Origin of the sequence: Streptomyces sp. 840.1 (genome assembly GCF_003751445.1) — a bacterium.
Taxonomy (GTDB): domain Bacteria; phylum Actinomycetota; class Actinomycetes; order Streptomycetales; family Streptomycetaceae; genus Streptomyces.
The window spans coordinates 20,445-45,650 of record NZ_RJUU01000003.1; the positions used below are offsets into that span (position 1 = coordinate 20,445).

Consider the following 25,206-nt stretch of genomic DNA (forward strand, 5'->3'; position numbering starts at 1 on the left):
TTCGGGCCCGGCATGACTTCCCCCCTTGTTGACCACGACAATGCCGTTGCTTTTGGGGCAGGCAGCGCGTTGGGCCATTCGTGTCTGTCTCGCGTCTGGAGCGCCTGGGGTTGGGGATCTTGACTCGGTCGTGTCCGCCTGAGTTGGTGGACCGTGTCGTTGCCGAGGCGGGGTGCGGGGAGAAGCGTCGTCGCCCGACAGCTTCGCGAAGCGGGAGGACGCACCTGTCCCCGTTCCGGCTCACCTGCCGCGGTCCTGTCACTTCGGGTCGAAGGAGAGCCACGTACCGGCGAGGCCCTGCTGACCCGCCCCGGGCTGGGACCAGTCGCAGACACCGTCCCGGAAGATCGCCTTCAGCTCCGTGAACTGGCTGTCGGTCACCGGCACCAGGTAGTCGGAGCGGACCACGGGGCGCTTGCGGCACTTGACGATGTCGTTGGCCACATCGGCTCCGGCAACCATCCGCGGCGAAGTCCACACCGGGTAAAGGGTGTTGCATTCGGTGTTGTCGATGCCCTCGATCTGGGGCTCCGCGATCTTCTTCGCACCGACGCCACGGGTCCAGCAGGCATCCGTGAGACCCTGCGGCCGGTGGCGGACGATCTTCTCGATGGGGGCGTCGTTGCCGGAGTCCGCCTCGATGCCGGTGAGCCAATGGTCCATGTCGGACAGCATCCCGGCGAGAGTGAATCCGTGCCCGTTGGAGCGGGTGAGCATGACCTGGTTGGCGTGGGTGCCGTTGGCCTTGTCCAGGCGCGCCCGGGTGGAGAAGGACTGGAAGCGCATGTGCATGTCGCCGGCCGCCGCGTCGTCCGTGTAGTCGCGGTAGTCGATGATCGGGACGTCGGCGAGGCCGCCACCGCCGTTCAGCATGCGACCCGTCCGGTAGGCCGTCCGTACCGCCTTGAGATCGGCGACGGTACGCTGCGCGGCGGGCTTGGCGTCGTCGTCGAGGCCGCCGATACGCCGGTTCAGGTCGATGAACTGGTCGATGTCGATGGTCCCCTTGTTCAGGGCCTCAAGTCCGTACTGGATACCCGTGTTGTCGAGCGGCCTGCGCGTCTTCCCGGTCCCCGGTACCTCGCCGTAGACGTTCATGGCGTGGCTGTAGACGTCACAGCGGGCACCGCCCGGGTTGGTTGCGGGGTCGTAGCGCTGTTCCGCGGGCAGCTGGGGCGGGCAGAACACCGTAGGGTCGATACGGCCGCCGGCCCTGGCCAGGCTGCCGATGCTCTCCCACTTGCCGAACCCGGAGACCGCCCTCTGCTGCTCCTTGGTGAACGCGTCCGGCGCGACTTCCCTGAAGTAGTGGTTCAGGAGCTGGGCGTCGCTGAGGGTCTGAATCGTCCCGAAGCCGACGTCGGGGAAGCTGCAGCCGGAGAGAAGGCCGTCCAGCAGACCCGGGTAGTTGTCGGCGATCTGGTGGGTCTGGTACGAGCCGCCTGAGCAGCCGTTCCCGATGGTGAAGGCCGGGTCGCCGTACGTCTCCACGAAGCGTTCCTTGACCATGCTCATGGTCTCGGCGGCCAGCAGGTCGTTGCAGTTGTTGCCGAAGACGTTCAGCGTGGACGATGCGACGCCGTAGCCCTTGCTCAGATACGTGTCGTTCATGATGCCGACGGTGTTGCGGCCCTGGACGTACCAGCCGCCGTTGCAGCCCCCGCCGAAGCCGTACACGAGGCGCCCGTTCCAGCCCTGCCCACGCTCCAGCGGGTCGGGGGTGCCGGACTTCGGGTCGTGCAGCACGGCCGTCTCGTAGATGCCTCGGTTGATGGTGCCGGTCTCGACGCGGACGATGTACGGCACCTCCTTGCCCTCGCTGGTCGTGGCGGTAGCCAGGTCGGCGGGACGGACGTTCTGGTCGGGCAACGGAACGAACGTGCCGGCCGTGGTGCGATACATGTAGTCGACGCGGGTCCTGACCGAGCAGTCCTGGTCGACCGGCTGCCCGAGGGTGGTGCCGGTGACCGTCTTGAACTCGGCGGTGTCACAGACGAACGGCTGTTCGTGCGGCCCGGCGAACACCGGCCCCGTGATGGGGTGGTTCTTCACGGTCAGTTGCCCGGCGTCCGCGCCCTGAGCCCTGGCCGTGAGCGTGTTGTCGCCCTGGGACAGCTCCTTCACCACGCCCATCAGCGCGTTGTCGCCGGAGGGCCGGAAGCTCGAGGTCACATCCCGGCCCCCGACCTCGACCCGGACCTTGTCGGCCGCGATGGACGCGGGCACCGCGACACGTATCAGGGCGTCGTCTCCCGACACCGTGCCGGGCCGCGACGACACGGCCGTCAGCTGCAGCTTCTCGCGTTCCTGGCTGTCGGCCGGCGTCGCCGACGCGCCTATCAGCACGGCCATGAACGCTATGCCGACAAGGCCCAGTTCGACCGGCCTCGCGGCTCCTGTGAACGACACGACGGGACTCGCCCCACTTCCTGGAGTCGGAATTCGTACTCGGTGTGCGGACGCGGGCCGGGGGCCCGCCGGGACGGCGATGCGTATGTCCCGTTGTCATGGTGTGCGGCTTCCCGGCCAGTGGCCGGAAGGGGCCCGCTGCTATCCGGCGTCCTGTGCTGTACCGGATGGGGCAAGGGTTGTACGTGGCCTTGATCCCGCAGGGGCCGGCCCGCGCGGCGGGCCGGCCCTGTGCGGCTACCAGTTGGTGAACGCCCCGTCCGCCGTGCGCAAGTGCGGGCGCTCGGCCGCCGCGGCCTGGTACCGGCGCGCCGCCTCCCGGTCGATGTCGACGCCGATGCCGGGCAGTTCGCTCGGCTCCACCCGCCCCGGCAGGATCGTCGGCCGGGCGGTGAAGAGGGCGGCGATGGCCGGATCGGGGTCGGTCTGGTGCTCCTGGACCGCCACATTCGGGCAGGCCAGGTTGAGTTGGAGCGAGGAGGCGGCGGTGACCGGGCCGAGCGGGTTGTGGGTGGCGAGCTTGATGTGGTGGGTCTCCGCCATCGCCGCGATCTTCTTCGCCTCGGTCAGGCCCGCGGCCACCCCGACATCCACGCGCGCGTAATCGATGAGGTCGCCCTCGATGAGCGTCCTGAACTCCCATTTGGAACCGTACTGCTCACCTACGGCCAGCGGAACGCCGGTGCGGGCCCGCAGCATGCGGTAGCTGTCCGGGTTCTCGCAGCGCAGTGGGTCCTCGACGAAGTACGGGCGGGCCGCCTCGATCTCCCGGCACAGGGTCACCGCCTCCGGCGGATCCAGGCGCGTATGGACGTCGAGGATCAGCTCCACCTCGTCGCCGACCGCATCCCGCACCTGATGGAAGAGGTCGACCGAGTCGCGCAGACAACGGCGGGCGTCGAGCGTGCCATCGGCGTCGTGCGGCGAGGCGAACCGCAGATGGCGCCAGCCCTCGGCGACCAGGTCGCGGCAGCGGTCCAGGAACCACGCGCGGTCGTGGTAGCCATCGCCGACATGCACATAGGCGGGCACGTGATCACGCACCCGGCCGCCGAGGAGCTCATGCACCGGTACGCCGAGCGCCTTGCCGCGGATGTCCCAAAGGGCCACGTCCACCGCTGCGATGGCGGCGCCGAGTATGCGGTCCGCGGGGAAGAACCCGCGCCGGAACATCACCTGCCAGAGGTGTTCGATCCGTCGCGGGTCCTCGCCGACGATCAGCTCCGCGAGGTGCTCCAGCCCGCCCGCTACCGCCCGTTGGCGCGACCTTATGCCGACCTCGCCCAGGCCGTGGATGCCCTCGTCGGTGTCGACCACGACCAGCATCATGCTGTCGCCGTGGTCGGGGAGAGTCAGCACTTCCAGGCCGGTGATCTTCATTCCGCTCCTCTATGAAAACGTTCCCGCAATTTCAGTGCCGTTCTTGAGAGCACATCATCAACAGCAGTCGAGCCGAAGCGCAAGACCCGTGCGTCCAGAAGGTTTTCCTCGATGAAATACTCCTGACACACGTCTTGACACGCATGGGAACGTTCGCAAACATCAACGTCATTCGCAGGATTCAGATGCGAGACGACCGGGGTCCCCCGGCTCATGACGACGAGGAGGCCGTTCGTGGCAGTCACGATCCGGGAGGTGGCGAGCGCCGCGGGAGTCTCGGTGTCGACGGTGTCCCGCGCGTTCACCGCACCCGACCAGGTGCAGCCGACGACGCGGCAGCGCATCCTCGACGCCGCGACCAAGCTCGGCTACTCCCCCAACCCGGCGGCCCGTTCACTGCGCGGCGGGGGCACCGGAACGCTCGGCCTGATCGTCCCGGACATCGCCAACCCGTTCTTCCCGCCGATCATCAAAGCGATGCAGGCCCGCGCCCGGCAGCTGGGCTACACGGTCCTGGTCGCCGACAGCGACGAGCGCGAGGCGGACGAGCTGGCCGCCATCGCGGCCGTCTCGAAGCGGGTCGACGGCCTGATCCTGTGGGCCTCCACCCTCACCGAGGACCGGCTACATGAACTCGCCGGCCGGATGCCACTGGTGGTGGTGAACCGTCATGTGCCGGGCATCCCCGAGGTCCGGATCTCGCTGTCCGCCGGCATCGCGCAGGCCGCCGAGCAGTTGAAGGCGTACGGCCATCGACGCTGCGTCTTCATCAACGCGTCCCGCGCCGAGCTGAGCCGCGGCAAGTCCATCCAGGAGTCCTTCGAGGCGCTCGACCTCTCCCTGTCCGAGCTCGGACCGTACGAGCCGCGGTTCGAGACGGGCGTGCACGCCGCCACCCTCGTCGCCGCCCACGACGCGACGGCCGTGATCGCCCACAACGACCTGGTCGCTCTCGGCGTGCTGCACCAGATGGCCAACCTCGGCGTGAGCGTGCCACGCGACGTCAGCGTCATCGGCATCGACGACACGCTGCTCGCCTCCGTGTCCACCCCCAGCCTCACCACGATCAGGATCGACCCCGAAGAGATCGCCACGCGCGCGGGGGACCTCCTGATCGAGACGATCGCGGGAGCAACAGGCCGAACCGGACAAGGGCTTGAGGTCGCATCCCCCTTCGTGGAGATCGGCTCCCGCCTCATCCCCCGCGCCTCGACGGGCCCCGCGCCCGCCCACTGACCCACGGCGCAGCACACCGCCACAACGAACAAAACCCCGCACTCCACCGCACCGAGCCCACTCCTGCCCTTCTTGGAGCCGTTATGCCCAGAAACTCCCGCTATGCGGCCATACTTGGCTGCATGGCGCTGACCGCGACCCTCGCGGGCTGTTCCTCCCTCACCCCGAGCAGCGCCGGCGGGGACGGCGATCTCGTGCTGCGGGTGCAGGGCATGCCGCCGGCCACCGACAAGCCGGGAGTCGCCCTGTTCAAGAAGCAGGTGGCCGACTTCGAGAAAGCCCATCCGGGCATCAAGGTCAAGGGTTCAACCACGGTCTTCGACCCGCTGACGTTCTCCGCGAAGCTGTCCGGCGGCAATGTCGAGGACGTCATCAAGGTGCCGCTGACCGAGCCGCAACGGCTCATCCAGCAGAAGCAGGTGCAGCCGATCACCGCGCAGCTCAAGGAGTGGAAGCACTTCAAGGAGTTCAGCCCCCAGGTCCTCCAGCCGCTCACCGACAGCGCCGACGACGTGTACGGCGTACCGCAGAATCCTTACGCCCAGGGCCTGGTCTACAACCGCGAGCTCTTCGAGAAGGCAGGCCTCGACCCCGACAGACCGCCGACCAGCTGGGCGGAGGTCCGCACCGCCGCCAAGAGGATCAGCGACAGCACAGGCAAGGCGGGCTTCGTCCACGAGTCCAAGGACAACCAGGGCGGCTGGCAGCTGACGATGCTGTCGTACGCCTTCGGTGGCGAGCTGGAGAAGGAGCAGGGTGGCACGTACACCGCCACGCTCACCGGGGAGCCGACGAAGAAGGGCCTCCGGCTGCTCAAGGACATGCGCTGGAAGGACGATTCGCTCGGCAGAACCCTCCTCAACAACCAGAACGACGTGATCAAGCAGTTCGCGGCCGGGCAGGTCGGCATGTTCATGGGCAGCCCGGGGACGTACCGACTGGCGAAGATGCAGTTCGGCATGGAGAACACCGACGCCTTCGGAGCGGCACCGATGCCGCAGTCCGGCGGCGACGCGACACTCACCGGCGGCGACATCTACATGGTCCCGAAGTCCGCCGACAAGAAGCACGCGGCAGCGGCCGTCGAGTGGCTGACCTTCGCCTACGCCAAGCCGCAGTACAGCACCGAGATCGCCGCCGAGCAGGCCAAGGCGCTCTCCGCCGACCCGAAGTCCGCGGTGGGCGTGCCGACACTGCCGGTCTTCGACAAGAAGCGGCAGACCGAGATCGACGCCGCGATCAAGCCGTACATCAATGTGAAGCTGCGGAACTTCAAGCCGTACATCGACGGCCTCTCGACCCTGAAGCTGAGGCCGGAGCCGCCGTACCAGGCGCAGAAGCTGTACACCGCGCTCGACCCGGTGGTCCAGGCTGTGCTCACCAAGCGCGACGCCGACATCGACTCCCTGCTGGCCTCGGCCGAGAAGGACGTCAATGCCAAGCTCGCCGCAGACCAGAAGTAGCCGGCCCATGGCCCTGCTCACTCCGTCCCGGCGCCCGGCCGCTGTGTCCAAGCAGCCCGTTCCGCGACCCATGCCGAAGTCGCGGCGTGGCAGCGGCGCCCGCAAACAGTTCACGGCCTGGCTGTTCCTCGTCCCCACGCTGCTGGTCTTCGGGCTCTTCGCCTGGTGGCCGATCGTGCGCAGTCTGCTGCTCAGCTTCCAGCGGACCAACCTCGTCGAGCCCGCGGTCTGGGTCGGCCTGGACAACTTCCGTACGCTCTTCGACGATCCGCTGCTCGGCACCGCCGTCGGGAACACCCTGTTCTTCGTGGTCCTCGGCCTGCTGATCGGCTTCCCGGCGCCGCTGATCCTGGCCGCGATCATGTCGACGGTGCGGCGCGGCGCGGGCGTCTACCGCTTCCTGGTGTATCTGCCGGTGGTCATCCCGCCCGTCGTGGCGATCCTGCTCTGGAAGTGGTTCTACGATCCCGGGAGCGGGCTCTTCAACAACGTCCTCGGCAAGGTGGGGCTCGGCCCGTACGCGTGGCTGGAGTCGTCCGACAGCGCCATGCTCTCGCTGGTCCTGGAGGCCACCTGGGCGGGCATGGGCGGCGCCGTCCTGATCTACCTCGCGGCGATGGTCGGCATCCCCGGCGAACTCTATGAGGCCGCCGAGGTGGACGGCGCCGGCATCTGGCGGCGGATCTGGCATGTGATGCTGCCCCAGCTCCGGTCTGTCATCGGACTGCTGCTGCTCGTTCAGCTGATCAACACGGTGCAGGTCTTCACCGAGCCGTACGTCTTCACCGGCGGCGGACCCGAGAACTCCACCCTCACGGTCCTGCTGTTGATCTTCCGGTACGCCTTCCAGGACGGCGAGTACGGCCAGGCCGCCGCGCTCTCCTTCCTGATGGTCCTCGCCCTCGCCCTGCTCTCCGCGGTCTACCTGCGTGCCACGCGCAGCTGGAGCACGTCATGACCACGCTCACCACTTTCGTATCCACCAACGACCGCCAACGCCCCGGCGTACGCGCCGCGGTGCGCTCCATCCAGGTGTTCTCCCTGATCCTGCTGCTGCTCATCGGCATCGGACCGCTGTACTGGATGGTCAAGGGCGCGGTCTCACCGCCCACCGAGCTCACGACCGCTCCCCTGGCCCTCTGGCCGGACCGGCCGGCCCTGGGCAACTTCTCGACGGCGTACACCGATCTGAGTGTCGGCCGCTATCTGATGAACACCCTCCTGGTGGTCGGCGGATCGTGGTTCGTGCAGCTCTTCGTCTCGGCCACGGCGGGCTTCGCCCTTTCGGTGCTCAGGCCGAGGTTCGGCAGGGCCGTCTACGGGGCGATCCTCGCCACGATGTTCGTGCCGTACACGGTGAACATGGTCAGCCTCTTCATGACGGTGATCGACGTGCCGTTCCTCCACCTCAACCTGGGTGACACCTACTGGGCGATCTGGCTGCCGGCCGGCACGAACGCCTTCACGGTGCTGCTCGCCAAGCAGTTCTTCGACTCCCTGCCGAAGGAGCTGTTCGACGCGGCACGGGTCGACGGGGCGAGTACCTGGCAGCTGCTCACCAAGATCGTGCTGCCCATGAGCAAGCCGGTGCTCGCCGTGATCAGCCTGCTCGCGGTGATGCACTCCTGGAAGGACTTCATCTGGCCGCTGGTGGCCATCACCGACCCGGAGAAGCAGCCGATCAGCGTCGCTCTCGCCCAGCTCGCCACACAGGCCCCGCAGGACCAGCTGATCGCCGCGATGGTGCTCGCCGTCGCCCCGCCGGTGCTCGTCTTCGTCGTCTGCCAGAAGTACATCGTCGCCGGACTCGGCTTCACCGGAGTCAAGGGCTAGGTGTTCTGTCCACGGAGGTTGGTGACGGATTCCACGGCTTGGGGATCTTGAACGAGTGAGGGCCTTCCGGGTTCGGTGTGGATTGCGACATCTACACGAACGACCAGAAGGCCCTCATGTCCCACCGTAATGCACCCCTGACCGAGACCGGACGTCTGCGTCTGGCCCGCTGCGTCGTGGACGACGGCTGGCCGCTGCGCCGGGCCGCCGAGCGCTTCCAGGTCTCGACGACCACCGCTCAGCGGTGGGCAGTCCGCTACCGCGAGCAGGGCGAGGCCGGGATGGCCGACCGCTCCTCCCGGCCCCACCACAGCCCAGGCCGGACACCGACGCGGACCGAGCGGCGGATCATCAGGGTCCGCGTCCTGCGGCGCTGGGGCCCGGCCCGCATCGCGTATCTCCTCGGGCTGAACCCGGCGACCGTCCACCGTGTCCTGACCCGCTACAAACTCGCCCGCCTGGCTCACCTCGACCGGGCCACCGGCCGGGTGATCCGCCGCTACGAGCACGCCGCCCCCGGCGACCTCGTCCACGTCGACATCAAAAAGCTCGGCAACATCCCCGACGGCGGAGGCCACAAGGTCCTCGGCCGGCAAGCGGGCCGCAAAAACCGGGCGAAGGCCGGCATGAGCTTCCTGCACAACGCTGTCGACGACCATTCCCGCCTGGCCTACAGCGAGATCCTCACCGACGAGAAGAAGGAAACCGCCGTCGGATTCTGGCAACGGGCCCACGCCTACTTCGCCGCTGCCGGCATCACCGTCCAGCGGGTCCTGACCGACAACGGTTCCTGCTACAAGTCATACCTCTGGCGCAACTCCCTTGCCGGACAGGGGATTTCACACAAGCGGACCCGTCCCTACCGGCCCCAGACCAACGGGAAGGTAGAGCGGTTCAACCGCACCCTTCTGGACGAATGGGCCTACGCCCAGACCTACCGGACCGAGACCGAGCGACGCGACGCCTACCCGCGATGGCTCCACACCTACAATCACCACCGCGGACACACCGCACTCAAGGGCCAGCCACCCGCCAGCCGCGTCCCCAACCTCACGGGTCAGTACAGCTAGGGCGTGTTCTGGAAGTAGCGTCGTCCGCCCGGAGGGCGGACCGCCGGGCAGACGGGACTTTCAACACACCCCCTGGGTCCGCCGGAGTCAACGGCCGAGCCACCGACTTCCGCACCGCACCTTCGGCTTCGGAACCTCGGAGCATCCCGAACACCCCGACCAAGAGAAGGGCACCTCCATGTCAGTCGCCCGCCGCAGATTCATCCAGGGCACGGCCGTCGCCACCGGCGCCGCACTGCTGCCGACCGTTCCCGCGTACGCCGCGGACCCCGTCACCATCGAGGCCGACGGCATCACCCTGGTCGGCCGTAGCGACGGCAGCGTCCTCGTGCAGGACGGTGCGGGCGCCGACCGCATCCTGCTCAGCCACTTCATGATCAAGGACACGGCGCTGGGCCAGCAGCGCACCTTCGGCGGTACGCCCGCCCGGATCACGCTCCCCGACGGGCGGCCCGCGATTCAGGTCACGTACACGATGGCGAGCGGCACGTCCGGAGTCACCGTGCGCGGCACCTTCGACGTCACTCCGCGCAAGGCACACCTGAAGTGGGAGGTCGGCGGCCCCGGCACGCTCACACCGGCCGGCTTCATGTTCTCCCGCACGGTGTACGGGGCGAGCGCGGCGGAGTCGTACGAGGCGCTGACCGTCTGGGAGCGGGACACCCGAGGTGGCATTCCGTACGAGGTGAACGCGGGCGGCGCGTACGTGGAGACGTGGCCGGGCTCGAAGGGCTTCTTCTGCCTCTCGTCCACCAACCCCGCGAACACGAACGCCACATGGGTCCACTCCCCCGGTACCTCGACCGGCGCGACCACCGCGGTCACCGAGGCTGATCTGGTCCTCGGCGATCTGCGGCCGCGCGGGGCGGGAGCACTCGCTGCCAAGAGGCCCCTCGGTGTGGAGGTGTGGACCGACCAGCCGTTCAACCTCTACAAGGCGGCCGGGCAGACGATGACGCTCAAGTCGCAGGTCGTCAACGGCTCCGCCGCGGCCAGGACGGTGCGGCTCACCTGGTGGGCGCGGGACTTCGGCGGCAAGGAGATCGCCGGTGGAACGCTCTCCAGGAGCCTCGCGGCGGGCGCCGTCTGGAACGCCTCCTTTCCCCTGACCTCACCCTCGCAGAACATCGTGTTCACCGAGGTGGAGGCGGTCAGCGGCAGTGACAGGGCGCTGGCCCGCACGAATCTGAGCGTGCTCCCGGAGTTCGCGTACAAGGCGGGCAAGGAGTCGATGTTCGGTCTCGCCAACTACCCCTGGCTGCTCAAGCCCGGCAAGGACGCCGTACTCGATCTGGTCAGGACGCTCGGCATCAAGTGGATCCGCATCGCCTACGCGGGCGCCCCGGGCATCGACACCGCGACTCTGGACGCGCACGGCATCGGACACAACGTGGAGCTGAGCGGCATCCCCGTGGGCGGCAGTCAGGAGCAGATCGCGGCCTGGGCCGACACGAATGTCGCCAAGGCCCTGGACGCCGAGGCCGCGTACTTCGAGGTGAGCAACGAGGTCAACCAGCCCTGGATGTCGGGGCGCGGCGCCGACGCCTACGTCCGGGACGGTCTGCGACAGGTCACCACACGCCTCGACGCGGCGGGCTCGCAGATGAAGGTCATGAACGCCGGCCTGGGCGGCATGGACTACGTATGGACCGAGAACTTCCACGACGCGGGCGGCTGGGATCTCATCGACGCCTTCGCCTTCCACCCCGGTCGCGGCAACTTCACGCCCGACTTCGCGCCGCCGCCCGAGGAGTGGACGCAAGGGCCGTCCGGCTCGTACTGGAACTTCCTCGGCGCGCTGCGCAAGGCGAACCAGGTCCTGGAGGAGTACGGCGGTAACAAGGAGCTCTGGCTCACCGAGGCGTACGCACCGACCCGGCCCAACGCGTGGTGGAGCGACACCTACCGGCACGCCGCCGAGAACACGCTGCTCACGCTCGCTCTCGCCAAGGCCGAGAAGGTGCGCGCCGTCAACTGGTACCAGCTGCACGACTCGACGCTCTACCACCCTCAGGAAGCCGACCCGGCCAACCCCGAGTTCCACTACGGACTGATGAACCGCGACACCAGCGCCAAGCCCTCGCTCCTCGCCTTCGCGACCGCCGCCCGGGTCCTGGACCAGGCCGAGTTCGTCCGGCATCTCGCCTTCACGGACAAGGACATCAAGGGACTCCTCTTCACCACCCCCGGCGGACCGGTGTCGATCATCTGGAGCCGCAAGGACGGCTACATCCTCAACTCCGATCACGGCGATGATCCTTGGTATGCATCGCCGGAGCCCTGGGTCGACACCTGGACGACCAGGACCGCGGTCGTGGCCCACTCGGGGACGGTCGACGGCACGGTGCGGGAGCTGAACTGCATCGGCCAGGAACGCTCTCTCAAAGCCTCCGGCGGCAAGATCAGCCTCACCCTCGACGGCGCCCCGCGCGTCTACTACGGCCTGTCCGCCAATCCCGACTGGAAGTAAGTGACTTACGACATGAGGAATGAAACCGCACGGCACGACATCACCGTCGTCGGGGGCGGCCTGGCCGGGGTCTGCGCAGCGATCGCCGCGGCCCGGCTCGGCCGGAGCGTCGCGCTGATCAACAACAGGCCGGTGCTCGGCGGCAACGCGAGCAGCGAGGTCCGGGTCTGGGTGTGCGGCGCGACCGGCCACGGCAGGAATCACCATGCCCGTGAGGGCGGCATCATGGGCGAGTTGCTTGTGGAGAACCAGTTCCGCAACCCGGACGGGAACCCCTACTACTGGGATGCCGTGGTCCTGGACGCCGTGCGCGCCGAGCCCGGCATCACCCTCTACCTCAACACCGACGTGCGCGAGGTCGACGCCGAAGGCCCGGACGAGGCCCGGCGGATCACCTCGGTCACCGGCTGGATGATGGGCTCGGAACGACGGATACGTTTCGAGAGCTCCCTCTTCCTCGACTGCACGGGAGACGGCCTGATCGGCCACCTGGCGGGCGCCCACCACCGCATCGGCCGGGAATCGCGCGCCGAGTACGACGAGGCATGGGCTCCGGAGACCGCCGACGACATCACCCTGGGCTCGACTCTCCTCTTCTATACGAAGGATGCCGGTCACCCCGTCAAGTTCGTGCCGCCGAACTTCGCCAAGGACATCACGCAGACCGCCATCCCGCAGCGCCGCATCATCAAGGCGGGCGACAACGGCTGCGCGTACTGGTGGATCGAGTTCGGCGGCGAGCTCGACACCGTCCACGACAACGAACGCATCCGCGACGAGCTGTGGTCGGTGATCCACGGCATCTGGGACCACATCAAGAACTCCGGCGAGTTCGACGCGGCGAACATGACCCTGGAATGGGTGGGCTCGATCCCCGGCAAACGGGAGTACCGGCGCTTCCTCGGCGACTACGTCCTGCACCAGGGCGACATCCTCGGCCAGACCGAGTTCGCCGACCGGGTCGCTTTCGGCGGCTGGTCGATCGACCTGCATCCGCCGCAGGGCATGTACGCCACCGAGGCAGGCGCCAGGCAGCTCTACGCGGACGGCATCTACCACATTCCTTACCGCAGCCTCTACTCGGTGAACACCGAGAACCTGCTCTTCGCCGGGCGCAATATCTCCGCCAGCCATGTCGCCTTCGGCTCGACCCGCGTCATGGCGACCTGCGCCACGATCGGCCAGGCGGCCGGCACGGCGGCGGCGCTCTGCGTCACCGGAGATGTCACCCCGCGCGAACTCCCCGTGCCCGAGCTGCACCGGACGCTGCTGCGCCAGGACGCCTCGCTCATCGGCCTCGCCTCGACGGACCAGGAGGACCTGGCCCTGCGGGCGACGGCCAGGGCCTCAGCCACTTTGAGCAGCCTGGCGGTCGAGGACTCCGACGAGCGGTGGCCGCTCGCGGCGGACGCCGGACTCGTCCTCCCCGCGGACCCGGACCTCTCCGGAGTGGAACTGCTCGTCGACGCCGACCGCGACACCGAGATCGTGATCGATCTGTACGACCCCGAACTCGGCCAGAACTACGTCCCGCGCCGCCTGGTCACCTCCACCACCCTGCCCGTCGCCGCCGGTGCCGGGCAGTGGCTCAAGACGGGCCTGGACTGGTCTCCCGAAACCCCGCGCAACGCCTTCCTTGTCGTCCGCGCCAACGACGCCCTCGCTCTGCACCGCTCCGACCGCCCGACCCCCGGCGTCCTGTGCTTCACGCGCGTCCCGCTGCGCCCGTCGGACGAATCGCCGCAGCCGCTGCGCGAGTGGACGGACGCGGGTCTGCTGCGCCGTACCTTCTGCTTCCGTACGGGCGAAACCGCGGCCTACTCCCCCGCCAAGGCCACCGACGGCTATGCCCGCCCGTACGCGGGACCGCACATGTGGGTCTCCGCCCCCCTGGCGGACTCTCCGTCCCCCTGGCTCGAGCTGGCCTGGCCCGAACCGGTCGCCCTGGGCCGGATCGAGGTCATCGCCGACGACGACGTCAACGAGGACCTGATCAACCTGCACCACCACCGCACGCCCTTCGACACCCTCCCCACCCTCCTTCGCGACTACCGTGTCGAGGCACTGGACACCGATGGCACCTGGCGCGTCATCGCCCGTGCGGCGGAAAATCGCCGGCGCCGCGAGACGCACAGGCCGACGGAGCCGGTCACCACATCGGCGATCCGGGTCGTCGTCGAAGCCACCAACGGGGCGGCGTCGGCGCACGTCGTCGCCGTGCGCGCCTACAAGTAGAAGCACCGACGCGGGAGAGTGACTGGATGGTTGGCAGAGTGATGGTCACCGGGGCCGCCGGGCGGATCGGGCGAGCGGTCCTCGCGCTGCTCGCCGAGCGCGGGATCGAGGCGAACGCCCTGGTCCTCGATGATCCCGGCGATCTCGTGGCGCGCCGGGTCGTGACCGGTGACGCCGCCGACGCGAGGACCGTGCAGGCGGCTCTGGAGGGCGCCGACGCGGTCATCCACCTGGCGGCGATCCCGACTCCCGAGCGCAACACCGCGCTTGAGGTCTTCGCGGGCAACACCCTCTCCACCTTCACGGTCCTGGAGGAGGCCGGCCGGGCCGGGATCCGGCATGCCGCGGTGGCGAGCTCCTGGGGTGTCACGGGCCTGCCCTGGACGGACGTCGAGGATCCGCATCCACCGTACGCACCGGTCGATGAGGCGATGACCTCCCAGGTGTCCGACCCCTACGGCCTCTCCAAACAGGTCGACGAACTGACAGCGCGGATGATGGCGCGGCGGCACGGGATGAGCGTGGTGTGCCTGCGCTATCCGTACGTGGGCGGATTCGAGGAACGCCTGCTCGCGCACGCCGCCCGGCTCACGGCCGATCCGGCCGCGGGGGCAAGGGACCTGTGGACGTACCTGGAGGTCCATGACGCGGCGAGAGCCGCACTGCTGGCCTTGGACGTACCCGGCCGTGCGGCGCACGCGGTACACCTCTGCGCCCCCGAGATCATCGTGCCCTACCCGACGGAGGAACTGCTGCGCCGCTACCATCCCACCACCGTGCTGCGGCGCCCGCTGCCGGGCCGCGCGGCGCCGGTCGACACCTCGGCCGCGCGCAGGCTGCTCGGGTTCACGGCACGGAATCTTCTCGGTCGCGGGGCGGGCGCCCCGCAGTGAGCAGGTCCGGTGCCGAAGAGCCTGCAGCGGACCAGCTCGATGCCGCGCCGGTGCTCGCGCACGGCGTGTGCGTCGTAGCGGGTGAAGTCGCCGGCGATACGGGTCGAGCGCGGCCGGGCACGACCCTCAGCGCACATAAGGCACACCACCCGAACCCGCAGGTCAGTCGTTTTTCCTCTCCGGCTCCAGGATCGCCACGCACTCCACATGGTGCGTCATCGGAAAGATGCCGGACTGAGCACGTCACGGAAGAACCCAGGTCAGAGCATATTTCTCAGCTCTCCTTCCTGCGTGTAGGTGGCTGGAGCGTCAAACGAGCGTCACGGCAGAGCGACGTCCCGGCCAGTCGTCCGTGACCCCTGCGCTTCGGCTCCGGGCAGGAGGGCCCCACCCCTATCAGCGCCCCGGATCGGGAACCGACGTTCGGCGTGCGCGGCGATCAAGCCCCACCCCGCGCATCGGTGTCTCGACCCGCGTCTCTGTCAGCGGTCATGGCATCGACCACATCCCTCAACTGGGAGCGCACGGTGACGCCCAGCTTGGGAAAGGACCGGTAGAGGTGCGAGCTGACGGTACGCGGGGACAGATACAGCTTCTCGGCCACCTCACGGTTGGTCAGTCCGAGCGCCGCCAGCCGCACGATCTGCTGCTGCTGCGGGGTGAGGCCGGCGAAGGCGTCCGGTTCGGCAATGCCGCTCCGGGCACCAGCGGCCCTGAGTTCGGACTGGGCCCGCGCCACCCAGGGCTGCGCGGCCAGCCGCCGGAACACGGCCTCCGCGGCAACCAGCGGCGGACGGGCATCGGAGATACGGCGGCGGCGGCGCAGCCACTCCCCGTACGCCAGCAGCGCCTGGGCACGCTCGAAAGGCCGACGGGCGAGCGCGGGAGCCTCCAGAGCCGCCGTGAAGTGGTGCTCGGCCTGCTCGGCGGGGACGAGTGCCGCCCGGCTCAGATGGACCAGCGCGGCCCTGCGCGGCGCCAGCACGCCCGCGTACGCCAGGGACCGCTCGACTCCGTCCACGATCCGGGTGGCCTCCTCGCGACGGCCGACCCGGGCCGCGGCAGCCGCCAGCTCGGGCAACGCCGGGTAGGAGAGGTGGTAGTGCGTGGAGTTGCCCCGGTCGTCGAAGAGCACACGGTAGTGCTGGTGGGCGGCCTCGTGATCGCCTTCCACGGTGGCGGCGGTGCCCAGGGCACGGTGGGCGAGAGCGAGGACAGAACGGCTCTCCTGCGGGTCGACGAGCGAGAGGGCGCGCTGCGCCTGGGCGCGGGCCCCGGCCACGTCACCGCGCAGCGCGCACAGCAACGCCTCCGTCGCGGCGGCACAGGCCACGGCATGATCGAGGCCGACCGACGAAGCGACAGCTGCGAGTTCGGCGCAGGCCGTCTGCGCACGGGCCCACCGGCCCTGTTCCAGGTAGGCGAGGGCAGCTACCCCGCCAAGGCCGTCCGGCAGCGGCCCCTGCGAGGTCCATGAGGCGAAGGCCGAGTCGTAGGTACGCGCGGCCAATTCCGTCTCGTCCAACAGCCAGGCCGCGACGGCGAGCAGGATCAGTGTCTGCGGTTCCTCTCGCGCGACCGCGACCAGGGCGGGCAGCTGCAGGGTGAAGCACACCTCGGCGGCTTCCGGATGCGCGACGACCGCGGTCCAGCCGGCCAGGAGCGTCTCCCGCTCTCCGAGCCGGTGGCCGGGGAGCGCCGAGGCCAGGGGCAGCAGGCGTTCGATCTCGTGCAACTGGGCCGCGTCACCGGAGTAGAAGCGCACCACAGCGGCGGCGGCCAGGGCCTCCAACACCGCCGCGGGGTCGGTGTCGGCCAAGACGGCGGCGGGGCGCATCAGTTGTCCGAAAGCAGCGTTGTGCGAGCTGGTCAGCGTCATGAGCCGGCCGACCTGGAGGGCGGCGAGGGCCACGGCAGTCGGGTCGTCGGTGCCGGCGCGGGTGCGTGCGGCCAGCCGTTCGACGGAGTCGAGCCGGCCGGTCAGGACCGCCGCACTGGTCGCGGCGGCCAGCAGCCGGGTGCTCTCGCCCCGGTCTGGGTGCAGATCCGCGGCCCGTTCCAGCATGTGGGCGGCAGCCGCGTAGCCACTGCGGTGACGTGCTCGGTTCGCGCTGTCCTCGAGTCGGGCCGAGACCGCCGCGCTCAGCCCGGAGGTAGCGGCGGCAAGGTGCCAGGCGTGCCGGTCGGGATCCTGGTCGCCGAACAGCTCGGCCAGCCCCAGATGCGCCGCGCGCCGCTCCTCGGCAGGGGCCGCGTGGTAGATCGCGAGGCGAGTGAGCGGGTGTGCGCAGCGCAGTCGTCCCCCGCTTCGCCGGACGATTCCGGCCTCCTCCGCGGGCCCCCACACCGGATCGCCGATGTCGGGCAGCCAGGACAGTACGGTGTGCGGCGGGTCCTCGTTGTCGACGGTGGCCAGGCGCACCACCGCGCGGCGCGTCTCGGCGGGCAGTGCGGCAAGACGGTCGGCGTAGACCCGCCCCAGCCGTTCGGTGACCGGAAGCGGGCTGTGGGCCGTGCGGGATGTGCAGTCGTGTTCGCCGGCGGCCCGAGCCAGTTCCACCAAGGCGAGGGGGTTGCCCTCTGCCTGGTCGAGGATGGACACCCGAGTGGGCCCGGCGGGCACCCACGGCTGGAAGTCCAGCAGGCGTTCCGCCGCGCCGCGGTCGAGGGGCTCCAGGGTGAGGATCGGTTCCTGATGGGCGAGCCCGCTCAGCGTGGGATCTCTGGTGGCGACCAGCAGAGTCACCGGTTCGTCGGCCAGACGCCGGGCGGCGAAGGAGAGAGCGTCCAGTGAGGCGCGGTCTGCCCACTGGGCATCGTCCACGACCACCAGCAGCGGGCGCTCGGCGGCGAGGTCCGACAGCACGGTGAGGACCGCAGTCCTGATGAGCATCGGGCCCGGCGCCTCGCTTCGCTCCGCCATTCCGAAGACAACGTGCAGCGCCCCGCGCTGCCCGGGGGGCAGTGCGTCGATCCGCCCGCGGACCGGACGTAGCAGCTGGTGCAGTCCCGAGAACGCCAGGTGGGTCTCGGACTGGCTGCTGTCGGCCCTGAGTACCCGGCCGCCGTCTGCGGTGAAGGACGCCACGACCGCTTCCACCAGGGTGGTCTTGCCCTCTCCGGCCCCTCCCGCCACGGTCAGCAGAGCGTCCACCGGCCTCGTCCCGGGCTCCGCCGCACGTGGTGCGGTCACCGCTGCGACCAGCCTGTCCAGCTCGGCTTCCCTGACCACGGGGGTACCGCTGCTGCGGCGGGCGGTTGTCACTGTGTACTCGTCCACCGGTTCTCCAGACGTGGCGGACGCTTCCACGGCTCAACGTCTCCGATCACCGCATCCTGCGCATCGACGCTACCAGGGCGTCCTCGGCACATCCCGGACAGCACCCCAGGTGCCGTCACATGACGGACGACGCCTGCGGTCGGCGCCCCGGACCCTGCGGCCCGCCGTGGGCATGAAACCCATGTGGCCTCCTGTTCCCCGCCGCCTCGCTCACCACGCGCCCGGCGCAAGTGGACGCCGGGCGCCGAAGCCGGGCCGTCGCCGCTCCGCGCCCACGGTTCCGGCCCCCATCCGCACGGTGTGCCGGCTGCCCGTCCGCGCCGCGGACGGCCCCGGGCCCGCTCCACGGGGAACTGCAGTCACGTGTCCGATACCGCCGAGGCGCCGCTTGCTCGCAGGCTGGGAAACGTCCGAACCTTCTAAGGAGAACAATGTCCCCTCTTGCTTCCCCGTCCTCCGAGACCGGGAGTCCGACGGTGAACACCATCGAACTCGGTGATGTGCGGATCCACCGCGTCATGGAGTTCTCCGACACCACCCCGATGACGACGGATGTCTTCTTTCCCAGCAGCAGGCCCGAGGAGTGGCACCGGCACACCGCGATGCTGGCGCCCCACCACTGGGAGCCGGATACCGATCTCACTCGTGCCGCCACCCAGTCCTGGGTGCTGCGCAGTGAGGGCAGGATCATCCTTGTCGACACCGGCGCGGGCAACGACAAGTACCGCCCGCTGCAACCGATCTGGTCCTATCTGAACACCGGCTACCTGGCGAACCTCGCCGCTGTCGGCGTGCGGCCCGAAGACGTCGACATCGTCGTCAACACCCACCTGCACGACGACCACGTCGGCTGGAACACCCGGCTCGAAGGCCGCGACTGGGTTCCCACGTTCCCCAACGCGACGTACCTCATGCCGCAGCGTGACTTCGAGTACTGGAGGCCCGAGAACCTCCAAAACACGGTTTTCGGACGGGGCAACCAGAACGTCTACGAGGACAGCATCACCCCGGTCGTCGACGCCGGTCTGGTGGAGACCTGGGACGAGTCGTACACCATCGACTCCCACCTCCGCCTCGAACTGGCCCCGGGCCACACCCCCGGCACCTCGATCATCCACCTGGAGTCCAGGGGCGATCGCGCGATCTTCGCCGGCGACCTCCTGCATGGCGCGATCCAGGTGCACGAGCCGCACATCAACAGCTGCTTCGAGGAGGACGAGGACGGCGCTCGCGCCAGCCGTGCACGCATGTTCGCGCACGCCGCGGACAACAACACCCTCGTGCTCCCGGCGCACTTGCCCGGACACGGTGCCTTTGAAATGCGCCGCCGGGGTTCCGGCTTCGAGCTGACCAACTGGGCGCCGTTCTCCCGCACCTGAACCGACCGCCCGTCCTTCAAGGAGGAACCCTCGTGCCCACCACGTTGCCCACGAACCCGGGTCGGCGGGCGGTGGCCACCAGGTTCGGCAAACTAGCGGTCCGCTTCGAGGCCACCGCCCTGATCGCCGTCAGCAGCGAATGGCTGTGACCGGCGGAGCTGTCGCTCCCGTACGCCATGCTGGCCGCGACCAGAGCGAGGGAACCAAGCAGATTGGTGCTCGGTACTACGGCGCCGACAGCGAGAACGGCGACCTCACCGTCTGGATGGCCGTCCGGAACATCAGCGCCCAGTAGCCCCGAACCCGCACCGGCGTCGAATCTCTGCGGATTGCTCCCGCGCAGCGGCCGCCTCCGCTCTGGCCCTGGCGCGATCAGCCTCGAAGACCAGCACGCAGGCCAACGCTTCCAAGGCGCCGGCGACTTCCTCCCTCCAGCCGGCAAACTCGACGGAGTTCGCTGTGGGCGGCGGATGCGACTTCACAGAGCGGAGATGGCGCAAGGAGTGCTTCAGCACGGGGTCAACCACGACGCTTCTTTCGATCGGAACGCGGTCGACCCCATCGTGCCGCCATTTTCAGAACACGGCCCAGTACTCCAGTGTGCTTTCGTGATCTTGTAGGGACCCTGGTCGGTAACGGGTGCGGTCACCGCGTGATCATCGGGGTGTGTGGGCTCCTTTCGCCTGACCGGGCCGGCAAGGTGATCACAGGACGAGCATGAGCTTGCCGCCGGGGCGGCGGGACTGGCTGAGCTTGGCCGCGTCCCGGATCTGGTCGAGGGTGTAGGTGCGGGCGACCGGTACGGCCAGGATGCCTTCGCCTGCGAGCCTGGCGAACTCGTTCATCCGGTCGTAGCGGATCTCGGTGGTGATCCGGACGCCCAGCTCGGCTGCGGCAGCGAAGTCCGAGACAGTGAGGACACGGTCGGGATCCCCGGTCAGCCCGATCAGGGTCGGTAGCGAGCCGCCGGCCGGGCTGGGCTGGTCGGCGCGGTCGATCCGGCCCCCGGCCGGCGTGGTGTCCAGAGCGCGGTCCACGGAGCCTGGGGTCAGGGCGCTGACGCGTTCGGCCATGCCCTCGCCGTAGGCGGTCACCTGGGCGCCGATCTCTTCCAGGGCGGTGGCCCGAGTCGGCCCGGCTGTGGCGATCACCCGTATACCCCGGTGCAGCGCGAAGCGCACCGCCGTCTCACCCACGGTGGTGCCCGCGCCGTGGACGAGCAGCAGCTCACCTGGCTGAACGCCGAGGTCGTCGAGCGCGCGCCACGCCGTCTCGGCCGCCATCGGCAGCGCGGCGGCCTGCTCGGCGGTTATGCCTTCGGGAATGCGTGCCCAGGCCGGCATCAGCGCGTACTCGGCGGCGCCGGCCGTCGGGCCGTCCAAGGTGGCCGGACCGAACACGCGGTCGCCTGTCTGGACGCCGGTGACGCCCTCGCCGAGCGCGTCGACGGTGCCCGCGACCTCTAGGCCGAGCCCGCGCGGCAACGGCGGCAGATGGTCGGCGAGGAGACCGTCGACGACGTGCCAGTCGGCTGGTGTCAGGCCGCACGCCCGCACAGCGATCCGGATCTGGCCGGGGCCCGGCTCCGGCTGTTGGACGTCGCGGAGCACGATCACGTCCGGGGAACCGAACCGGTCGAACTGTAGAGCCTTCATGACGATCTCCCGACTGATGACAGCATCTGTTGTCATTGACCGTACCAGCTGATGACAGCCCCTGTTGTCGTACACTGGTGGGTATGCCGCGATGGGAATCTGACGCACAGGGCCGGCTCGAACGCGCGGCGCTCGAGCTGTTCGAGACGCATGGGTTCGAGCGCACCTCGGTCGCGCAGATCGCAGGCGCCGCCGGTCTGAAGGAGCGGTCCTTCTACCGCTACTTCCCCGACAAGCGGGAAGTCCTCTTCGCCGGTGACGAACTCGAGGCCCACCTCGTCGCGCAGGTCGAGGCGGCCGACCCGGGCCTCACTCCCATCGAGGCGCTGCTGACCGCGCTGGGAACCGCAGAGGAGATCTTCCGCCCGCGCGAGTACCTGCTGCGCCGGGGAAGAGTGATCGCCGCCAACCCGGCACTGGCCGAGCGTGATCTGATCAAGCTCGCCGACATCGCCGACGCGCTGGCGCCGGCGCTCGAGCGCCGCGGCGTCACGCCTGGAAAAGCACGCTTCATCATCGATGTGGTACTGGCGATCCACCGGCGCGCCATGCCCCGCTGGCTGGCCGAGCCGGACACCACCCTCGCTCAGCTCATGGCTCAGGCCGCCGCCGAGCTGCGCGAAGTGGTCGCGACGCCGGCTCCAACGATCCGCTGAGCCGGCCGCAAACATGCCTCGCAGGTGAGCGTGGAACCGGATGTCCCGGAAACGGCCTTACCCCAGTGCGGCTTCCTGTCCATCTGGTGGGTTCCTTGAGAGATCGTCGCCGGTAATGACTGCGCCGAGGTGCTGACTGATGGTGTCGGCGCCAATTGGACCAGTGCAGCGGTTTGGCCGTGGTGATGGCCGGCGGCCTGTTCCTGAGCATGCTCGCGCTCATCATCTCGGCGATCGTCGCGGGTTTCGGAGCCAACAGCAAAAACCCTTGCGCCATACCGGAGCCGTTCGCTTCGAAGCCACCCTAAGACTTGTCCCGTAAATGATCTCTGACCGGTGCGGCCGTGGTCAGTGACCAGTCCGACCGCTCGCCTATCCGGCGCGAGGTGGAGGTTGTGCACCCGGGCAATGCCGAGCATGGCGTGGTGGACGCCCGTCGCCTTTGAGGCGGCAGTCGCGGAGGATCTTCCAGGTCTTCATGCGGGCGAAGGGGCGAAGGCGTGCTCGACCCGGGCGCGGACCTGGTTGTGGGACTTGTTGTGGGCCTGCTTCCAGTCCCGTCCACGATGAGCACGGTGTCCTTTGCAAACCGCTTGCGGGGCCGAAGCGCGAGCAGGGGGCCGCGGTGGTTGATGACTCGGCCGGCCGTTGACTCCGAGACACCGAACAGCGGGGCGAGCTGCCGCAACGTCAGATTGGTGCGCCAGTACGCAGTGACCAGCAACACCCGATCCTCGAGCGGCAGGCGCCACGGCCGGCCACGGTGGACCACATCAGCTCCACCACGCCGCAGCGTGGTCAGCAGTTTGCCGAAGCAGCGCGGGCTCAGCCCTGCGAACGGGGTTATCCAGGACGGCTCCGATGCCGTGATCACACTCGCCACATCATGATCATCACTCAGGCCCGCCTCGTGCCGAGACGATCCCACAGCTACGCTGATCGGGGCAGTCCACAGGGCGCTAGACCGGGGGAACCGTGAACCGACCGCTGCTGTTCCTCGACGTGGACGGGCCACTCAACCCCTTTGCAGCCCAGCCGGAGAGGCGTCCCGACGGCTACACCACACTCAGAGTCCCCCGGAACGACGCCCATGAGGACGACAGGGGCCTCTCGTCCCGACGGCGCCCCCTACGGGTCTGGCTCAACCCAGAGCACGGACGAATCCTGCTCCAGCTCGGCTTCGAACTGTGCTGGGCGACCACATGGATGGACACCGCCAACCGGTGGATCGCACCGGTCCTCGGCCTTCCGGAACTTCCCTTCGTGGACTTTGGCAACGTTCTACTCCAGGAACGCCCTGACGGAGTTCACTGGAAGACCGGACCGCTGGTGGACTACGCAGGCGGCCGTCCCTTCGCTTGGGTGGACGACGAGCAGAGCGAGCTGGATCACACCTACGTGACCGCCCACCACCAAGCGCCCGGACTCCTCCATCACGTCAACCCGCGGATCGGCCTACGGAAGGACGACTTCCGCACGCTCGCCGACTTCGCCCGGTCCCTGAACATCTCGCGAAGCACCGGCTGAGCGCCTCACCAGCTCTTCCCAGGCTGTTCCGACTCGGAGCCAAGATCATTGCGGGACAGCCCTCAGGGCCCCTGCCTCTGACCGGCAGACGTCACAGGGATGTGCTGCAAGGCGTCCAGTTGCTCTTTGGTCCCAGCTACGCACTCGTGATCCGATTCGGAGATCGCTCCGTCTGACGCGGCTTCAAATTTCCACGTGGCCCACAGGTTCTGTGTGCCCCCATATCCCTGAGAACTCACGCGGCTCATGTGGGGCTGCTGGGGGGCTATTATGCGCCGATTCCAATGGAACCGACTTAAGCGGAGCCGGAATCCAGGTCGGTGATGATGCCATCCCAGGTCTCGTCCCCCGTACCTTGTTGTGGGCCACCCGTCGCGCCGAATCGGCTGGCCCCTCCACTTACCACCTGGCGCTCGGACAGCACACCTCGGTCACAGGAGCAGATCGCTCTCAGTCGCGGCCAGGCTGGTCAACGTCCCCTAGCCGCGGCGAGAGCGCACCGGGCTGCCCGTCCCAACAGGCAACCCGGCAGACCTACGTGGTCACGGCGCTATGGCCTGTTTTCGAACTGCCGTCGTCGCCCGAAGGGCGGCCGGGGGCCGTCAGGTGCGTGCTCTCGGCGTGCCGGCCCCAGACCCCTGTACTGGACGTACCGGGGCCCGGGGCCGGTGCGGCGAGAGTGCGTGCATGGCGCCGCGCGGCAGACGGCAGTTCGACGACAGGCCCTAGCTCAGGTGGCGAGAAAAGAACCGCGCTGCGGAGTCCCCCGCGAACTGCGGGACGCCGGTGTGCCCGCCCATGTTGGCGTGCAGCGTCTTCTCCTTGGAACCGAAGGCGTCGAACAGGTCCAGAGCTACCTGCCGGTCGTTCCCCTCGTCGTCCCACTGCAGCAGGACATGCAGGGGAATGGTGACCCGGCGGGCATCCTCGAATATGACGCGAGGAACGAAACTCCCGGCGAACAGGACGGCTGCCGAGATGCGTGGCTCGACCGCAGCCAGTCGGGTCCCAATGGAGATCACTCCCCCTGAGTAGCCGACCGGCCCGCCGATTTCGGGCAGAGCGAGGAGCGCGTCGAGGGCGGCCTGCCATTCCGGGACCGCCTTTTCGACCAGCGGGAGGATGAGGGCCTCGATGATTTCCTCGCCAACCGGCTCGTCGGCAGCCATCGCTCTGCGGAGGTCTGCGCGAGCCTGCTCGACGGCGGGCCAACGGGGCCGGTCACCGCTCCCCGGAAGCTCGATGGTGGCTGCGGCGAAACCATCCGCCGCAGCGTCCCGGGCTCGACCTGCCAGTCGGGAGTGCATCTTGTGAAGTCCGAGCGGGGGGTGGCCCAGCAGAATCAGCGGCGCGGGTGCGGATGCGGATTTCGATCCGGGTGTCCAGAGGATGCCGGGGATCTCGCCAAGGGTGAATTCGCGCTCGAGGACGCCGTCGTCGAGATGATGTTCAGAAGTGAAATGCACGGTCGTGCCTTTCGGGAGTGCTCAGAGCGGCGCTCCCGGACGACCTATCGCCCGACCGTGACCCCGGAGGAGAGCACCCATGTCGATACGTTCACGGGTACCACCTCCTCTTTCTCTCGCACGGCCTCCGGAAGACTAGCAACGCTTGCCGTGATTGGCCAACGAGTTCTTGTGAGCACTCGGTAGCCATACGGCAACGCTTCAGAGCGCTACGCAGAGCTACGCGTGGCCTCATCGCGGCCTCCTGAGACGAG

At 68.7% G+C, this 25,206-nt stretch carries 17 protein-coding genes and 1 pseudogene; 12 read left to right on the top strand and 6 right to left on the bottom strand.

The genetic code is table 11. From position 1 onward, the window contains the following. Positions 1-258: 258 nt before the first annotated feature. Both EDD93_RS32760 and EDD93_RS32765 read right to left on the bottom strand, forming a co-directional pair. Complete coding sequence (locus EDD93_RS32760; RefSeq protein ID WP_260256048.1) at positions 259-2,409, bottom strand: DUF6351 family protein; 2,151 nt, start codon at positions 2,407-2,409, stop codon at positions 259-261. A 237-nt stretch (positions 2,410-2,646) separates the two neighbouring features. Next, positions 2,647-3,789 (bottom strand): mandelate racemase/muconate lactonizing enzyme family protein, encoded by a 1,143-nt coding sequence (locus EDD93_RS32765; protein ID WP_123529564.1) that lies wholly within the window; start codon positions 3,787-3,789, stop codon positions 2,647-2,649. Between the two features lie 234 nt (positions 3,790-4,023). On the opposite strand from EDD93_RS32765, the gene EDD93_RS32770 reads away from it, so the two are divergent. From EDD93_RS32770 to EDD93_RS32805, 8 genes are all read left to right on the top strand, one after another. Then, the gene (locus EDD93_RS32770; RefSeq protein ID WP_123529566.1) at positions 4,024-5,025 is read left to right on the top strand and encodes a LacI family DNA-binding transcriptional regulator; all 1,002 of its coding nucleotides are present in this window, start codon (positions 4,024-4,026) and stop codon (positions 5,023-5,025) included. 122 nt (positions 5,026-5,147) lie between these two features. Next, on the top strand, positions 5,148-6,488 hold the full coding sequence (locus tag EDD93_RS32775) for an ABC transporter substrate-binding protein (RefSeq protein ID WP_185092600.1): 1,341 nt from the start codon (positions 5,148-5,150) through the stop codon (positions 6,486-6,488). Between the two features lie 7 nt (positions 6,489-6,495). After that, positions 6,496-7,446 (top strand): carbohydrate ABC transporter permease, encoded by a 951-nt coding sequence (locus tag EDD93_RS32780; RefSeq protein ID WP_185092601.1) that lies wholly within the window; start codon positions 6,496-6,498, stop codon positions 7,444-7,446. After that, complete coding sequence (locus EDD93_RS32785) at positions 7,443-8,321, top strand: carbohydrate ABC transporter permease (protein ID WP_123529570.1); 879 nt, start codon at positions 7,443-7,445, stop codon at positions 8,319-8,321. The genes EDD93_RS32780 and EDD93_RS32785 overlap by 4 nt, the downstream gene beginning before the upstream one ends. 116 nt (positions 8,322-8,437) lie before the next feature. Continuing rightward, a complete protein-coding gene (locus EDD93_RS32790; protein ID WP_123531508.1) occupies positions 8,438-9,391 on the top strand; it encodes an IS481 family transposase in 954 nt (317 codons plus the stop codon). Between the two features lie 178 nt (positions 9,392-9,569). After that, on the top strand, positions 9,570-11,861 hold the full coding sequence (locus EDD93_RS32795) for a hypothetical protein (RefSeq protein WP_123529572.1): 2,292 nt from the start codon (positions 9,570-9,572) through the stop codon (positions 11,859-11,861). 12 nt (positions 11,862-11,873) lie between these two features. Further along, positions 11,874-14,096 carry an FAD-dependent oxidoreductase gene (locus tag EDD93_RS32800; RefSeq protein ID WP_123531510.1) on the top strand — a complete coding sequence of 741 codons (2,223 nt, stop codon included), beginning with the start codon at positions 11,874-11,876 and terminating at the stop codon, positions 14,094-14,096. A 26-nt stretch (positions 14,097-14,122) separates the two neighbouring features. Then, positions 14,123-14,989 (top strand): NAD(P)-dependent oxidoreductase, encoded by an 867-nt coding sequence (locus tag EDD93_RS32805; RefSeq protein WP_260256049.1) that lies wholly within the window; start codon positions 14,123-14,125, stop codon positions 14,987-14,989. 439 nt (positions 14,990-15,428) lie between these two features. Here the strand turns inward: EDD93_RS32805 and EDD93_RS32810 are convergent, their stop codons facing one another. Continuing rightward, the gene (locus tag EDD93_RS32810) at positions 15,429-18,269 is read right to left on the bottom strand and encodes an AAA family ATPase (protein ID WP_123529576.1); all 2,841 of its coding nucleotides are present in this window, start codon (positions 18,267-18,269) and stop codon (positions 15,429-15,431) included. A gap of 431 nt (positions 18,270-18,700) precedes the next feature. Here EDD93_RS32810 and EDD93_RS32815 point away from each other — a divergent pair, with 431 nt between their 5' ends. After that, a complete protein-coding gene (locus EDD93_RS32815) occupies positions 18,701-19,648 on the top strand; it encodes an MBL fold metallo-hydrolase (RefSeq protein WP_123529578.1) in 948 nt (315 codons plus the stop codon). 145 nt (positions 19,649-19,793) lie between these two features. Then, positions 19,794-19,943, top strand: coding sequence for a hypothetical protein (locus tag EDD93_RS39790; RefSeq protein ID WP_185092602.1), 150 nt, complete (start codon positions 19,794-19,796; stop codon positions 19,941-19,943). A gap of 409 nt (positions 19,944-20,352) precedes the next feature. On the opposite strand, the gene EDD93_RS32830 is transcribed toward EDD93_RS39790, so the two are convergent. Next, a complete protein-coding gene (locus EDD93_RS32830) occupies positions 20,353-21,303 on the bottom strand; it encodes an NADP-dependent oxidoreductase (RefSeq protein ID WP_123529582.1) in 951 nt (316 codons plus the stop codon). Positions 21,304-21,386: 83 nt separating this feature from the next. On the opposite strand from EDD93_RS32830, the gene EDD93_RS32835 reads away from it, so the two are divergent. Then, positions 21,387-21,959, top strand: coding sequence for a TetR/AcrR family transcriptional regulator (locus tag EDD93_RS32835; protein ID WP_123529584.1), 573 nt, complete (start codon positions 21,387-21,389; stop codon positions 21,957-21,959). 380 nt (positions 21,960-22,339) lie between these two features. Here EDD93_RS32835 and EDD93_RS32840 read toward each other — a convergent pair. Continuing rightward, a pseudogene (locus EDD93_RS32840) lies at positions 22,340-22,842 on the bottom strand (transposase family protein); the annotation flags it as partial. 92 nt (positions 22,843-22,934) lie between these two features. On the opposite strand from EDD93_RS32840, the gene EDD93_RS32845 reads away from it, so the two are divergent. After that, positions 22,935-23,486, top strand: coding sequence for a hypothetical protein (locus EDD93_RS32845; RefSeq protein ID WP_123529586.1), 552 nt, complete (start codon positions 22,935-22,937; stop codon positions 23,484-23,486). A 725-nt stretch (positions 23,487-24,211) separates the two neighbouring features. On the opposite strand, the gene EDD93_RS32855 is transcribed toward EDD93_RS32845, so the two are convergent. Continuing rightward, the gene (locus EDD93_RS32855; RefSeq protein ID WP_123529588.1) at positions 24,212-24,952 is read right to left on the bottom strand and encodes an alpha/beta hydrolase; all 741 of its coding nucleotides are present in this window, start codon (positions 24,950-24,952) and stop codon (positions 24,212-24,214) included. Positions 24,953-25,206 lie beyond the last annotated feature (254 nt).

What these genes read in the sequence shown, in the direction of transcription:
- EDD93_RS32765 (WP_123529564.1), bottom strand. Translation starts at nt 3,789, where the DNA reads ATGAAGATCACCGGCCTGGAAGTGCTGACTCTCCCCGACCACGGCGAC.
- EDD93_RS32775 (WP_185092600.1), top strand. Translation starts at nt 5,148, where the DNA reads ATGGCGCTGACCGCGACCCTCGCGGGCTGTTCCTCCCTCACCCCGAGC.
- EDD93_RS32780 (WP_185092601.1), top strand. Translation starts at nt 6,496, where the DNA reads ATGGCCCTGCTCACTCCGTCCCGGCGCCCGGCCGCTGTGTCCAAGCAG.
- EDD93_RS32785 (WP_123529570.1), top strand. Translation starts at nt 7,443, where the DNA reads ATGACCACGCTCACCACTTTCGTATCCACCAACGACCGCCAACGCCCC.
- EDD93_RS32790 (WP_123531508.1), top strand. Translation starts at nt 8,438, where the DNA reads ATGTCCCACCGTAATGCACCCCTGACCGAGACCGGACGTCTGCGTCTG.
- EDD93_RS32795 (WP_123529572.1), top strand. Translation starts at nt 9,570, where the DNA reads ATGTCAGTCGCCCGCCGCAGATTCATCCAGGGCACGGCCGTCGCCACC.
- EDD93_RS32800 (WP_123531510.1), top strand. Translation starts at nt 11,874, where the DNA reads ATGAGGAATGAAACCGCACGGCACGACATCACCGTCGTCGGGGGCGGC.
- EDD93_RS32805 (WP_260256049.1), top strand. Translation starts at nt 14,123, where the DNA reads ATGGTTGGCAGAGTGATGGTCACCGGGGCCGCCGGGCGGATCGGGCGA.
- EDD93_RS32815 (WP_123529578.1), top strand. Translation starts at nt 18,701, where the DNA reads ATGTCCCCTCTTGCTTCCCCGTCCTCCGAGACCGGGAGTCCGACGGTG.
- EDD93_RS32830 (WP_123529582.1), bottom strand. Translation starts at nt 21,303, where the DNA reads ATGAAGGCTCTACAGTTCGACCGGTTCGGTTCCCCGGACGTGATCGTG.
- EDD93_RS32835 (WP_123529584.1), top strand. Translation starts at nt 21,387, where the DNA reads ATGCCGCGATGGGAATCTGACGCACAGGGCCGGCTCGAACGCGCGGCG.